This window comes from Pseudomonas fluorescens (genome assembly GCF_902498065.1).
Classification (GTDB): Bacteria; Pseudomonadota; Gammaproteobacteria; order Pseudomonadales; family Pseudomonadaceae; genus Aquipseudomonas; species Aquipseudomonas fluorescens_BJ.
In genome coordinates this window covers 44,088-57,390 of record NZ_CABVIR010000012.1, presented here as the reverse complement: position 1 = coordinate 57,390, position 13,303 = coordinate 44,088, and the positions used below count along the sequence as shown (strand labels likewise).

Annotated in this window: 12 protein-coding genes; 4 read left to right on the top strand and 8 right to left on the bottom strand. The window is 60.2% G+C overall.

Annotation, left to right across the window (positions count from 1 at the left end; genetic code table 11):
* The first annotated feature begins 4 nt into the window (after nt 1–4).
* The 4 genes from F8N43_RS28370 to F8N43_RS28355 all read left to right on the top strand — a co-directional run bounded on the left by F8N43_RS28370 (nt 5) and on the right by F8N43_RS28355 (nt 4,140).
* Nucleotides 5–169 (top strand): DUF1328 domain-containing protein, encoded by a 165-nt coding sequence (locus F8N43_RS28370; RefSeq protein WP_003177151.1) that lies wholly within the window; start codon nt 5–7, stop codon nt 167–169.
* A 2-nt stretch (nt 170–171) separates the two neighbouring features.
* The gene (locus F8N43_RS28365; protein WP_150630677.1) at nt 172–636 is read left to right on the top strand and encodes an inhibitor of vertebrate lysozyme family protein; all 465 of its coding nucleotides are present in this window, start codon (nt 172–174) and stop codon (nt 634–636) included.
* 717 nt (nt 637–1,353) lie between these two features.
* A complete protein-coding gene (gene gltP / locus F8N43_RS28360) occupies nt 1,354–2,685 on the top strand; it encodes a glutamate/aspartate:proton symporter GltP (RefSeq protein ID WP_084317807.1) in 1,332 nt (443 codons plus the stop codon).
* Nucleotides 2,686–2,910: 225 nt separating this feature from the next.
* A complete protein-coding gene (locus F8N43_RS28355) occupies nt 2,911–4,140 on the top strand; it encodes a nucleoside recognition domain-containing protein (RefSeq protein WP_150630676.1) in 1,230 nt (409 codons plus the stop codon).
* A gap of 56 nt (nt 4,141–4,196) precedes the next feature.
* Here F8N43_RS28355 and F8N43_RS28350 read toward each other — a convergent pair whose 3' ends face one another.
* From F8N43_RS28350 to F8N43_RS28310, 8 genes are all read right to left on the bottom strand, one after another.
* Nucleotides 4,197–4,820, bottom strand: a complete 624-nt coding sequence (locus tag F8N43_RS28350) for an ABC-type transport auxiliary lipoprotein family protein (protein ID WP_150639390.1) — start codon at nt 4,818–4,820, stop codon at nt 4,197–4,199.
* Nucleotides 4,817–5,755 carry an MlaD family protein gene (locus tag F8N43_RS28345; RefSeq protein ID WP_150639391.1) on the bottom strand — a complete coding sequence of 313 codons (939 nt, stop codon included), beginning with the start codon at nt 5,753–5,755 and terminating at the stop codon, nt 4,817–4,819. Before F8N43_RS28345 ends, F8N43_RS28350 begins: the two co-directional genes overlap by 4 nt.
* Nucleotide 5,756: 1 nt before the next feature.
* Nucleotides 5,757–6,560, bottom strand: coding sequence for an ABC transporter ATP-binding protein (locus tag F8N43_RS28340; protein ID WP_150630673.1), 804 nt, complete (start codon nt 6,558–6,560; stop codon nt 5,757–5,759).
* Nucleotides 6,557–7,705 (bottom strand): ABC transporter permease, encoded by a 1,149-nt coding sequence (locus F8N43_RS28335; RefSeq protein ID WP_150654674.1) that lies wholly within the window; start codon nt 7,703–7,705, stop codon nt 6,557–6,559. Before F8N43_RS28335 ends, F8N43_RS28340 begins: the two co-directional genes overlap by 4 nt.
* A gap of 54 nt (nt 7,706–7,759) precedes the next feature.
* The gene (locus F8N43_RS28330) at nt 7,760–8,788 is read right to left on the bottom strand and encodes a DUF5924 family protein (RefSeq protein ID WP_150654673.1); all 1,029 of its coding nucleotides are present in this window, start codon (nt 8,786–8,788) and stop codon (nt 7,760–7,762) included.
* A gap of 138 nt (nt 8,789–8,926) precedes the next feature.
* A complete protein-coding gene (locus tag F8N43_RS28325; RefSeq protein ID WP_150654672.1) occupies nt 8,927–10,303 on the bottom strand; it encodes a M16 family metallopeptidase in 1,377 nt (458 codons plus the stop codon).
* Between the two features lie 193 nt (nt 10,304–10,496).
* Nucleotides 10,497–12,155, bottom strand: coding sequence for a Na/Pi cotransporter family protein (locus F8N43_RS28320; RefSeq protein WP_150630669.1), 1,659 nt, complete (start codon nt 12,153–12,155; stop codon nt 10,497–10,499).
* Between the two features lie 296 nt (nt 12,156–12,451).
* Complete coding sequence (locus F8N43_RS28310; protein WP_145306420.1) at nt 12,452–13,219, bottom strand: TerC family protein; 768 nt, start codon at nt 13,217–13,219, stop codon at nt 12,452–12,454.
* Nucleotides 13,220–13,303 lie beyond the last annotated feature (84 nt).

Sequence of the window (13,303 nt, the reverse complement as noted above, 5' to 3'; positions counted from 1 at the left end):
CACCATGTTGAGCTGGGCAATCACATTCTTGATCATTGCCATCATCGCTGCGGTACTGGGCTTCGGTGGTATCGCGGGCACCGCCACGGGTATCGCCAAGATTCTCTTTGTCGTGTTCCTGGTGATGTTCATTGCTTCGTTCTTCTTTGGCCGTCGCGGTCGAGGTTGAAGATGAACGTTTCACTGAAAACGATGGCAGCCGCCCTGCTTCTGGGCGGCAGTGCCACCGTGATGGCGGCCAATGATGGCCAGGCGCGGGTCAACGAGTTGTTAAGCGCAGACCCGCAGTTTCACGACACCTGGCAGGGCGTGGTGAAGAAGGAAGAACGCCTGCCGGAATGGGTAATGAACCTGTCCGGCGATGCCGAGCAAATGAATGCGGTGGAAGAAGATGGCGACAAGTATCTGGTGGGGCCGCTCTGCGAATCGCATGACACATGCCTCAACGAACGCCTGATCGTGGCCGTCAGCTTCGACAAGAAGGATGCGTATGCCATGCTGGTCGAAGTGCCTGCCGGGTTGCCGGCCGACAAGTCGCCGACTCGGCACGCCGATTACCGCTTCCTCGGCAAGCCTGACCAAGGTATGCAGGACCTGTTGATGGAACAACTGAAAAAAGATCCGAACTGGTACTGAATTTGTCACACGAAAGAAGCAGCATTGCTTCTCTCCAATGCGCTACCCGAGGAAGGTAGACGCATGACCAAGGGGTCGGGACGTTCTGCCTGTTTCAGGGGCGGAGTGACCTACGGGTACAGGGAGTACCTGCGAAAGGGCCGGGTCAGGAAAAAGCTGCGACGCAAGTTCGCCGAGCCTCCAGCGCTCGACGGGCTTGCGAAGAGCTTATCCGCGCAAAGCGTTGTATTAGAGCGATCCGCTCGGTTTCGCTTCTCTACCCTCACAGGGTTACTGAGGATCACTGGAAAATACTTTTCCCGGTGTTTCTTGCGTGACCGTACATCGAGAAAAAAACGCCTGTTTTCGTAGCGATTTCTCGCCTGTCATCGTCCGATTTTTCTGAAATACCCCTCCTGCACAACTGATCAAAAAACACTCGACAGGCCCTGAAATGGCCGGTTCACGGCACTTATGCCTGCCGAAATGTCACATTCGAACCGATTGCGACGTCGGTTTCAGTAAAAAAACCTCATGCCGATTCGGCATAGGGTAGGCGTTTACGGCATTAGACGTCGCATCCTTGCATCGGAATAGTTGCGCCTTTTTTCGCCTGCCAGAGAGCCATAAATACTCGCTCCGGGGCACCTTATACGGGGGCAGATGCACAAGACTTTTTCGCCGCCGGCGTTCCAGTTGCTGCATCTGCCTGAGTCAAACGCAAGTAAGGGTAAAGATATGAAGAAGGCAAAGCTCAGCCTCGCCTGGCAGATCCTCATCGGTCTGGTGTTGGGGATTGCAATCGGTGCGCTGCTCAACCATTTCAGTGCCGAGAAGGCCTGGTGGATCAGCAACGTTCTGCAACCGGCAGGCGATATCTTTATCCGTCTGATCAAGATGATCGTGATCCCGATCGTGATCTCGTCGTTGATCGTCGGCATTGCAGGCGTCGGTGACGCGAAGAAACTTGGCAGCATCGGCCTCAAGACCATCATCTACTTCGAGATCGTCACCACGATCGCCATCGTCGTTGGTCTGGTGCTGGCCAACGTGTTCCACCCGGGCGCCGGCATCGACATGAGCACGCTGGGTACGGTGGATATCTCCAAGTATCAGGCCACGGCCGCCGAGGTACAGCATGAACATGCGTTCATCGAAACCATCCTCAACCTGATCCCGTCGAACATCTTCGCGGCCATCGCTCGCGGTGAAATGCTGCCGATCATCTTCTTCTCGGTGCTGTTCGGTCTCGGCCTGTCGAGCCTCAAGCCCGAGTTGCGCGACCCGCTGGTAACGATGTTCCAGGGCGTTTCGGAAAGCATGTTCAAGGTCACCCACATGATCATGAACTACGCCCCGATCGGCGTTTTCGCCCTGATCGCGGTGACCGTCGCCAACTTCGGCTTCGCGTCCCTGCTGCCGCTGGCCAAACTGGTCATCCTGGTTTACTTCGCTATCGCCTTCTTCGCCTTCATGGTGCTGGGCCTGATCGCTCGCCTGTTCGGCTTCTCGGTGATCAAACTGATGCGCATCTTCAAGGATGAGCTGGTGCTGGCCTACTCCACCGCCTCCTCCGAAACCGTGCTGCCGCGTGTGATCGAGAAGATGGAAGCCTACGGCGCGCCGAAAGCCATTTGCAGCTTCGTGGTGCCGACCGGTTACTCGTTCAACCTCGACGGTTCGACGCTTTATCAGAGCATCGCGGCCATCTTCATTGCCCAGCTCTACGGCATCGACCTGTCGATCAGCCAGCAATTGCTGCTGGTACTGACGCTGATGGTCACCTCCAAAGGCATCGCCGGTGTTCCGGGTGTGTCCTTCGTGGTGCTGCTGGCGACCTTGGGCAGCGTGGGTATCCCGCTGGAAGGCCTGGCGTTCATCGCCGGTGTCGACCGCATCATGGACATGGCGCGTACCGCTCTGAACGTGATCGGCAACGCCCTCGCCGTACTGGTCATCTCCCGTTGGGAAGGCATGTACGACGATGCGAAGGGCCAGCGCTACTGGAACTCGCTGCCGCACTGGCGCAGCAAGGAAAAATTGCCGGCTGGCGAGATTTCCCGCAACTGATAGCTGAACCCTGTGGAATCTGGCTTTTATGTGGGAGCCAGCCTGCTGGCGATAGCGGTGTATCAAACAACAGAAATGTTGAACGTGCCTGCCTCATCGCCAGCAGGCTGGCTGGCTCCCACAGTGACCCGAGCCAGCCACACAAACAAACCCCGGAGAAATCCGGGGTTTGTCGTTTCTGGCTACCCCGCTATCATTCGCCGCATTCTTCGGGGGATTTAACTGATGCTCAATGGCCTGTGGCTTGGCTTCTTCATCGTCGCGGCCGTGTCGGCGCTGGCGCAGTGGCTGATCGGCGGGAATGCCGGGATCTTCGCGGCGATGGTGGAAAGCATTTTCGCCATGGCCAAGCTGTCGGTCGAGGTCATGGTCCTGCTGTTCGGCACCCTCACCCTCTGGCTGGGCTTTCTGCGGATTGCCGAGAAGGCCGGGATCGTCGAATGGCTGGCCAAGGCGCTGGGCCCGTTGTTCCTGCGCCTGATGCCGGAAGTGCCAGCCGGTCACCCCGCCATCGGCCTGATCACCCTGAACTTCGCTGCCAACGGCCTGGGCCTGGACAACGCCGCCACGCCGATCGGCCTTAAAGCCATGAAGGCGCTGCAAGAGCTGAATCCCAGCGCCACCATCGCCAGCAATGCGCAAATCCTCTTTCTGGTGCTCAACGCCTCCTCCCTGACCCTGCTGCCGGTGACGATCTTCATGTACCGCGCGCAGCAAGGTGCGCCGGATCCGACGCTGGTGTTCCTGCCGATCCTGCTGGCCACCAGTTGCTCGACGCTGGTGGGTTTGCTGTCGGTGGCCTTCATGCAGCGTCTGCGCCTGTGGGACCCCGTGGTGCTCGCCTATCTGATCCCCGGCGCCCTGGCGCTCGGCGGCTTCATGGCGCTGCTGGCGACGCTCTCGGCGACCGCGCTGGCCGGCCTGTCATCGATCCTCGGCAACCTGACGCTGTTCGGGCTGATCATGCTGTTCCTGGTGATCGGCGCGCTGCGCAAAGTGAAGGTTTACGAGGCCTTCGTCGAGGGTGCGAAAGAAGGCTTCGACGTGGCGAAGAATCTGCTGCCGTATCTGGTGGCGATGCTCTGTGCCGTCGGCGTATTACGGGCGTCCGGCGCGCTGGATTTCGGTCTCGACGGGATTCGTCATCTGGTGGAATGGGCTGGTTGGGACACGCGCTTCGTCGACGCGCTGCCGACGGCGATGGTCAAACCGTTCTCCGGCAGCGCCGCACGGGCGATGCTGATCGAAACCATGAAAACGTCTGGGGTCGACAGCTTCCCTGCGTTGGTGGCGGCGACGGTTCAGGGCAGTACAGAGACGACGTTCTATGTGTTGGCCGTGTACTTCGGCGCCGTAGGGATTCAGCGGGCACGGCATGCGGTGGGGTGTGCGTTGCTGGCTGAATTGGCCGGTGTACTGGGCGCGATCGGTGTCTGCTACTGGTTCTTCGGCTAACCGAAAACCCTTGTGGGAGCGGGCTTGCCCGCTCCCACATTGGGATTGTGTTGGCTTCAAGGCCTTGGTGGCGGCGCGAGTTTCTGTCCTTGTTCCACCGCCCAGCTCACCACCTGCGCGGTCAATTGATCACTGGCCAGGCCAAACCCGGCCACCACTGCCGGCACCTGCACATCGCTCAATGGCTGGCGCACTTCGAAGCGGCGGCTGGCGAGGATGCGCTGGTCATAACCGCGAACCAACAACGCATCCAGCCGCACGACCACGCTGGCAGCCGACCCCTGATACTCAGTCTGGAACGCCTGCAAACTCCCGCCCAATTCCAGGTCCGCCTGGAAATTACTGTCGTCGGTGCTCAACAACGCAACCCGACCGTCACGCTGAAAACCATCGAGCAGGCGATTGCGCAGCAGCACCGGCGCCGGATCACTCCAGCGGGAAGCCTTGTAGCTGCTGATCAGATCGCCTTGCGGAATTACGGCGATTTGCGGGCTGTTCAACGCCTCGCTGGCCTGCGGCTTGGTCAGGCGCAAGGACCAGCGCTGCGGCGTGCCGTGGCTGGGAGAAACGCTCTGGGCCGAGGGCAACCGATACACATCGGACGGCTCGGACTTGGGCAGGATCGAGCAGGCGCTGGTCAGCGCAAAAGCGCCGAGGAGGGCGATGTGAGTCAGCTTCATGGCGTGAACTCCTTGTTCTTGTCATTGCCCAGCAAGTAACCGCTCGGGTTGGCTTCCAGGCGCTGGGAAATCGCGCGCAACGAGGTCAAGGTATCGCGCAACTCACGTACAGCGGGGGCCAGACCATTGAGGCCTTGCATGCCGCTGTTGAGCGAATCCTGATTGTTGGTCAGCAATTTGTTGATCGTCGCGCTGCTTTGCTCGAGCGACTTCATCGCCTGCTCGGCGCTGCCGAACATGTGCTTGCCCTGGTCGTTGAGCAGACCGTTGGCGTTGCGCATCAGCGCCGACGTTTGTTCCAGCATCGCACCGGCCTGCTTGCCGACCGATGCCAGTTGCTGCATCGCCTGACGGAGGTCACCGCGCTGATCGGCGATGGTGCCGGTGGTTTGTTCCAGATGTTCGAGGGTCTTGCTGATGCGCTCGACGTTCTCCGTCGAAAACATCTGATTGGCGTTGTGCATCAACACGTTCACGCCGGCCATCAGATCGTTGCTGTCATTGAGCAACCGAGCGATGGGCGAGGGTGAAGCCACAATCGTCGGCAAGTTGCCATCCCGACCCTTGAGCGTCGGGCTCTGCGGTGTACCGCCACTGAGCTGAATGATCGACGTCCCGGTGATCCCGGTCAGCGCCAGTTTGGCTTGCGTGTCTTCCTTGATCGGCGTATCGCCGCCGAGACGAATCCGCGCCAACACCCGACGCGGGTCTTTCGGGTCCAGGCGCAACGTCACCACGTCACCGACCTTGATCCCGCTGTATTGCACGGCGCTGCCCTTGGACAGGCCGCTGACCGCCTCGTTGAAGACGATTTCGTAATCCTTGAACTCGGTGTCGACGCTGGACTTGGCCAGCCACAAGCCGAAGAGCAGGGCGCCTGCCACAACAATCACCGTGAACAGGCCGATCAATACATGATGGGCTCGGGTTTCCATGTCAGACCTCATTCAACTGTTGAGCGGCTGTCAGCGCCGCGCGGCCGCGAGGGCCATGGAAGTATTCGTGAATCCACGCGTCGTCGGTTTCCGAAACCTTGTCGATGGCGTCCGCCACCAGCACTTTCTTCTGCGCCAGTACCGCCACGCGGTCGGTGATGGTGTAGAGCGTGTCGAGGTCATGGGTCACCAGAAACACACTCAACCCCAACGCATCACGCAAAGTCAGGATCAACTGGTCGAAGGCCGCCGCGCCGATGGGATCGAGGCCGGCGGTGGGTTCGTCGAGGAACAGGATGTCCGGGTCCAGCGCCAACGCACGGGCCAGTGCCGCGCGCTTGATCATGCCGCCGGACAGCGAGGCGGGGTACTTGTCCGCCGCCGACAGCGGCAACCCGGCCAACGCCAGTTTCACCGCCGCCAAGTGCTCGGCATCATTGCGGCTCAAGCCGGCGTGTTCGATCAGGGGCAGGGCGACGTTCTCGGTCACGGTCAGCGAAGAGAACAAGGCGCCTTTCTGAAACAGCACACCGAAGCGCCGTTCAATCTTCGAGCGCTCGTGTTCGGACAGCGTCGGCAGGTTCTTGCCAAAGACCTTCACCACGCCTTCGCTGGGCTGGCGCAGGCCGACAATGCTGCGCAGCAGCACTGATTTGCCGCTGCCGGAACCGCCAACCACGGCGAGGATTTCGCCCTTGTACAGATCCAGGTCGAGGTTCTCGTGCACACTCTGGCGGCCAAAGCGATTGCACAGCCCACGGACTTCGATCACCGCCTCGGAGGGCGCTCGGGGTAGACGACTCACCAGCCCATCTCCATGAAAAACAGCGCGGCCACGGCGTCGAGCACGATCACCACGAAAATCGACTGCACCACGCTCGACGTGGTGTGCGCACCCACAGATTCGGCGCTGCCACTGACCTTGAAGCCTTCAAGGCAACCAATGGCGGCGATGAGGAACGCAAAGATCGGCGCTTTGACGATACCGACCACGAAGTGCTGAACGCCGATGTCGGTTTGCAGCAGCGACAAGAACATCGCCGGCGAGATATCCAGCGCCACGGCGCAGACCACGCCACCGCCGACAATCCCCGAGAGCATCGCCAGAAAGGTCAGCATCGGCAGCGCGACCAGCAGCGCCAGCACGCGTGGCACCACCAGCAACTCCATCGGGTCGAGACCCAAGGTGCGGATGGCGTCGATTTCTTCGTTGGCCTTCATCGAGCCGATCTGCGCGGTAAACGCACTGGCGGTGCGCCCGGCCATCAGGATCGCGGTCAGCAACACGCCGAATTCACGTAGAAAAGAGAACGCCACCAGGTCCACGGTGAAGATGCTCGCACCGAAACTCTTCAGCACCGTCGCCCCGAGAAACGCCACGACGGCGCCCACCAGAAAGGTCAGCAGGGCAACGATGGGGGCGGCGTCGAGGCCGGTCTGTTCAATGTGCGCGACCATGGGCGTGATGCGCCAGCGCTTCGGGCGGAACAGGCCGCGGGCGATGGTTTCCAGAATCAGGCCGACGAAGCCCAGCAATTGCAGGGTGTCTTGCCAGACGGCGTCTACCGCGCGGCCAATGCGGGTCAGCAGTTGAATGCCGACGCCGATTTCCGCTTCCTTGATCGGTACGCAGAAGTCCGTCATCGAACAATAAACGGTCTGCAACAAGGCACGATCGGCGACAGACAAGGTGCAGTCGGGATGTTCGGCGGATTTGCCGAGGCGGTCCGAACCGAGCAATTCCACCAGCAGCGAGGCGCCGGCGGTGTCGAGCGCGCCGAGGCCGTTAAGGTCGATGTGGGTGCTGTCGTCGTATTGCCCGCGAAGCTTTTCGCTCAGGTCCTTGAGTTCGGCGTAATGGGCAAGCGTCCAATCACCCGTCACCCGCAATTGAGCGGGGGAGTGAGCGGTGTCCAGTTGGGCATTGCCGGCCATTGTGCTGCTGGTCATAAGCTCCGTGCTTGTTCGGCTGTTACACAGATCTACGTAATAGCACGAACCCCATTACTTTTCTTTGGTCGGTGTGCTGTCTGTGATCTTGAAGCGCAACACACCGATCAACTGGCCATCCTCGGTGAGTACCCGAACCTGCCACTTGCCCGCCGGGTTACCGGGGAAGTTCTGCTTGTGGGTCCAGGCGCGATAGCCTTCCTTGCGCCCGCCGTGGATATCCAGGGCGATGCGGTCGACCTCTTTGCCGTTGAACTGCCAGACATGGTAAATCCGCTCGTCCAAGCCGCGCGGGGCGTTGATCGCGGTGTAGGCGTACAGGCCGTCTCCACGGATCTGCTCGGCGCTGACTTCGTCCAGGCTTTTGCCGGGCGTGCGGTCCTGCATTTGCGTGCTGATCGCCACATCGGTCATCCACAGCGTGGCCGGCGGCACCCACGAGCGCAGCACCCAACCCACGCCACCGATGCCGACGGTGATACTCAGAATGGCCAGCGCGTTGCGCACGGTACGAATGGGGAAGATCGACGCCAGGCTCGGGAACGACAGCACGACAGCCGTGCCCAGGGCCAGTTTGAAACTCTGGGAGGTGGTCAGGTGCAGGATGACGGGCAGGGCGGTCAACAGCGCCGCGAACAGCGTCAGGGTGTGCACCGCCAGAAACGCCCAGCGCCGGGGCGCCAGCCATTTGTAGTAGAGCGGGTCGGTGATGGAAATCAGCGCGGCGATGCACAGCAGCCCGGTGAAAAACAACTGGCCGCTGTTCCACGTGGTGGTGATGAAAAAGAACGGCAGGACAAAGAACAGACTTTCCTGGTGGATCATCTGCGTGGCGTAGCGCAGCAGCGGCTGGGGGATTTCGCGCTTGAAGATTCGGGTGAAAAGCTTGGTGAGGCTGTTTTCCAGCATCAGCCAGATCCAGCTGAGCACCATGATGATGGTGATCCAGGTCGCCAGGCCTTGCTGGCGATCGACCAGCATGAAGCTGCCGACCCCGGAGATGAAACCGCCGAGCGCAATGACCCCTGGGTAGCGCTTCATCAACTCGAGGATGCGCTGTACGAACAAGGTCAGGGTAGGCATTCGGCGATTCACAATAGTCGTAGGAAATATCCCCGACAGGTTACCGCCGAGGAGGGCGGTGTGGCGAGGTCAAATCGCATTCATGGATACACACCGAACTGTAGGAGCCCGCAGACAAGCTGGCTCCCACAAAGGAGGTTATCGATTGCGATGGACGCGCCAGGCCAACAGTCCAAACACCCCTAACCCCAAGACCCCGGCAATCGCCCACATGACCTGGTCATAACTCATCAACGGCCTCTCGATCCGCAGATAACCCGGTTGCAAGAGCAATTCGCGCATGGCCTTGTTGGCTTCTGCCAGCGTGACCCCCTGGAGTTCCTTGGCCGGGTCGGCGAAACGGCCGTCTTCGTAGTCACCCAGCGCGCCCCAGTAGTAATCGGCCAACGCACTGTTGCCTTGCACGGCCCAAGCCTGCCGCGCGATGGCAGCCTGTTTGAGGCGGTTGAAGGTGTCGGCATCCAGGCCGTCCTTGAGCAACCTGGCTTTCAACTCATCCAGCACCTGCTCCGCCTCCGGCACGGTGTCGCGCTCAAGGTCGGCGTTGAGGCTCATGAAACCCACCCCGCCAAACACTTCGCGCTCGGCGGAGGGGCCATAAGACAAACCATGGGCGAGGCGCATCTGACGATAGAGCGCCCAGTCCAGATAATCCTTGAGCAGGTCGAAGGTTTCATCGTGCTGATCCTCCAGCACGGGCTCCGGCACCAGCCAGTGCAACTTCGCACCGCCACCGACGAAGCCGTGACTCAAGGTACGCTCATGTGCCGCGCTGGCCTGGATTTGCGGGAGTGGCGGGTGTTCGGTTGGGTCAATTGCGTCAAGTTTACCCCAGGCCCGTTCCAGATAACCCGGCAGCAAGCGATCGAGATCGCCGACCACGATCAGGGTCATGTTGTTGGGTGCGTACCAGGCCTTGCGTACCGTCTCCAGTTGTTCGCGGGTCAGGTGATCGACCTCGGCCCGTTCCGGGCATTTAAGCCCCAGTTCCACGGCCAGTTGATTACTCGCGGTGTGGCCCAGGTCCTGACGATCCAGCCACCGTTGCAAATGCGAGTAATGGCCGCCGTCTTCGCGCTCGACCACTTGCTTGGCGGCGTTGATGGCGTTGTCGTCGATTCGGGTCTGGGTCAACAGCGCCAACAGCAGGTCGAGGACCTTGCGCTGGTTTTTCGCCGGGGCTTCGATGACGAACGTGGTGTCGGCATTGCTGGTGTAGGCGTTCCACTCGCCACCCAGCGCCTGCATGCGCTCTTCCAGACCGCCTTCGCCGGTGGCGTCGATGCCGCTGAACAGCAGGTGTTCGAGTAGATGCGGCAGTTCTTTTTCGGCGCAGCTGAAATCATCGATGCCGACGCCGACCACCAGTCGAATCGCTACATGCCCGCGTTCGGTGCCGGGCTTGAGCAGCAATTGCAGGCCGTTGGGCAGGGTGTAACCCTCAACCTGAAATCGGTCCAGGGCAAACGAGGGCAGTGATCCGAGCAACAGGCAGGCGAACAACAGACAACGCATAGCAAGCTTCCAGGCAATCAATCGGAGATCCGTGTCGTCCTTTAGGTCGCTATCGCGGGCAAGCCCGCTCCCACAGTGATCTTTTGTGCAACTGGAATGATGTCCGACCCGGATCACCTGTGGGAGTGGGCTCGCCCGCGAAGACGGTCTTGAGGCTGAACCACTGTAAGTGACTGACCACACTGCCAGACGTTCAAGGCGAATGTGTGATGTCAGCCAAATCATCGACGACGAGCGCGCCGGTGTCAGACGTTTCCAGAACCACATAAGCGCTGCTGCAAAACAGAGAATTCAGGCGCTTCATATCGGCAATTAGCTCCAGGTGCAGCGAACTGGTCTCGATACTTTGCACGATCTTACGTTGCAACCGGCTGACGTGAGCATGGGCCAGGCGCCGTTCCTGTGCGCGAAAGCGACGTTTCTCACGCAGCAACTGGCGGGCACTTTCCTTGTCGGCGCTCAGGAACACCGACAATCCCAGGCGCAAATTGGAAATCAGCTGACTGTGCAGACCCGCCAACTCGTCCAGGCCGACCTCGGAAAAAGACCGGCGCTGCGAGGTTTTCTGTTGTTGCACCTTGCGCAACATGCGCTCGATCAGGTCGCTGGCGAGTTTGAGGTTGATCGCCAGTTCGATGATTTCCGCCCAGCGCCGACTGTCATGTTCACTCAGGTCTTCACGGGGCATCTGTGCCAGATAGAGCTTGATCGAGCTGTAGAGCGATTCCACATCATCGGTCAGGCGGCGCATTTCCTGGGTGACGGCGGTTTGCTTGCCGCGCAGTACGTCCAGCATGGCTTCGAGCATGTTGTCGATCAGATCACCGATACGCAGGGTTTCGCGGGCGGCGTTGGCCAGCGCCAGGCTGGGGGTGACCAGCGCCGTCGGATCGAGGTGCCGCGGTTTGGCCGTGCCATTGATTTCCGGGCGCTCCGGCAACAGCCATGCACACAGCCGCGCCATCACGCCGACCGTCGGCAGCAAAATCAGGCAGCGCGCGGTGTTGTAGAGCAAGTGGAAGCCGATGACCATTTCCTGGGGACTGAAGTCGAGGCTGTCGATCCAGTGCACCAACGGGTCGAGCACCGGAATGATCAGCAGCAGGCCGATCAGCTTGTACAGCAGGCTCCCGAGCGCCACCTGACGACCCGCAGCGTTCTGCATGCTGGTGCTCATGAACGCCAGAATGCCGCTGCCGATGTTCGCGCCGATCACCAGGCCGATGGCCACCGGCAAACTGATCACACTGGCACCGGCCAGGGTCGCGGTCAGCAGGACGGCGGCCAGGCTGGAGTAGGAAACCATCGCGAACAAGGCGCCGACCAGGGCGTCGAGCAGGATGTCGCCGGTCAGCGAAGCAAAGATGACCTTGACCCCTTGGGCCTGGGTAATCGGCGCCGCGGCTTCGACGATCAGTTGCAAGGCCAGAATGATCAGCCCCAGACCGATGGCCACCCGACCCATCTGGCCCAGGCGCGTCTGTTTACGCGACAGAAAGAAAATCACCCCAAGAAAGATCAGCAGCGGCGACAACCACGACAAATCAAACGTCAGCACCCGTGCCATCAGCGCGGTCCCGACGTCGGCGCCGAGCATGGTCGCCAGCGCCGGCATCAGCGCCATCAGGCCTTGGCCGACAAAGGAGGTGACCAGCATCGCGGTGGCGTTGCTGCTCTGGACCATGGCGGTCACGACAATGCCGGCGATGAACGCCAACCAGCGCTTGGACATGTTCTGGCCGATCACATGGCGCAGGTTGGAGCCGTAGACCCGCAGAATGCCGGTTCGGACGATGTGCGTGCCCCAGATCAGCAAGGCCACGGCAGATAGCAAATTGAGCAGGGTGAGCATACGGGCCCCCTGTGGTGGTAGCGCCCCAAAGGAGCAAGTTGACGGTGCCGCGCGACTTTCTACGTTGTGTACTTAAGCTGTAGTTGGCTAACGGTCTGCGCGCCAGCATCGCATAGCTAAAGAGACGATTGAAACAAAACTGTCATGAAAACAGGGCCTGACGGTCGCGCAAAAACAATGTGGGAGCGAGCTTGCTCGCGATAAGGCCATCAGGCTCAACATTGATGTTGAATGACAGACCGCAATCGCGAGCAGGCTCGCTCCCACAGGTTTTGCGTGCTCAGGAGAATCCTGGATTATTGCCCAGGAATATCCTTGCGCAGTTTCACCGGGTCTTGCTGCTTGCGCTTCTTGGCAATCGCGGTGCGCATCTTGATGTTGATCGCTTCCACCGCCAGCGAGAACGCCATGGCGAAGTAGACATAGCCTTTTGGCACATGCACGTCGAAGGATTCGGCAATCAGCACGGTACCGACGATCAACAGGAACGACAGCGCCAGCATCTTCAGCGAAGGGTGCTTGTCGATGAACTCGCTGATGGTGCCGGAAGCCAGCATCATCACCAGCACGGCCACGATGATCGCCGCAACCATGACCGGTACGTGGGAGACCATGCCGACGGCGGTGATGACCGAGTCCAGCGAGAACACGATGTCGATGATCGCGATCTGGATGATGGTGTAGAGGAAGTTGCCGCCCTTGCCGCCCGGCTCCTCGTTGGTTTCGTCTTCACCTTCCAGCGCGTGGTACATCTCCTGCGAGCTCTTCCACAGCAGGAACAGACCACCGAAGAACAGGATCAGGTCTCGCCCGGAAATACCCTGGCCGAAAACCTCGAACAGGTCTGCGGTGAGGCGCATGACCCAGGTGATCGACAGCAGCAACAGAATCCGCGTGACCATGGCCAGCGCCAGGCCGAAAATCCGGGTGCGCTGCTGCATGTGTTTGGGCATGCGGCTGACCAGGATCGAAATCATGATGATGTTATCGATACCCAGGACGATTTCCAGGGCGGTCAGGGTAAAGAAGGCAACCCAGATTTCAGGGTTGGTCAGCCATTCCATGTGTATTCCTTTGAGCGAGTGTTAAACCAGAACGGGCCCAGGCTTTAAACAGCAAAGCCTGGACCCGTTATGGTGAGTCTTGGG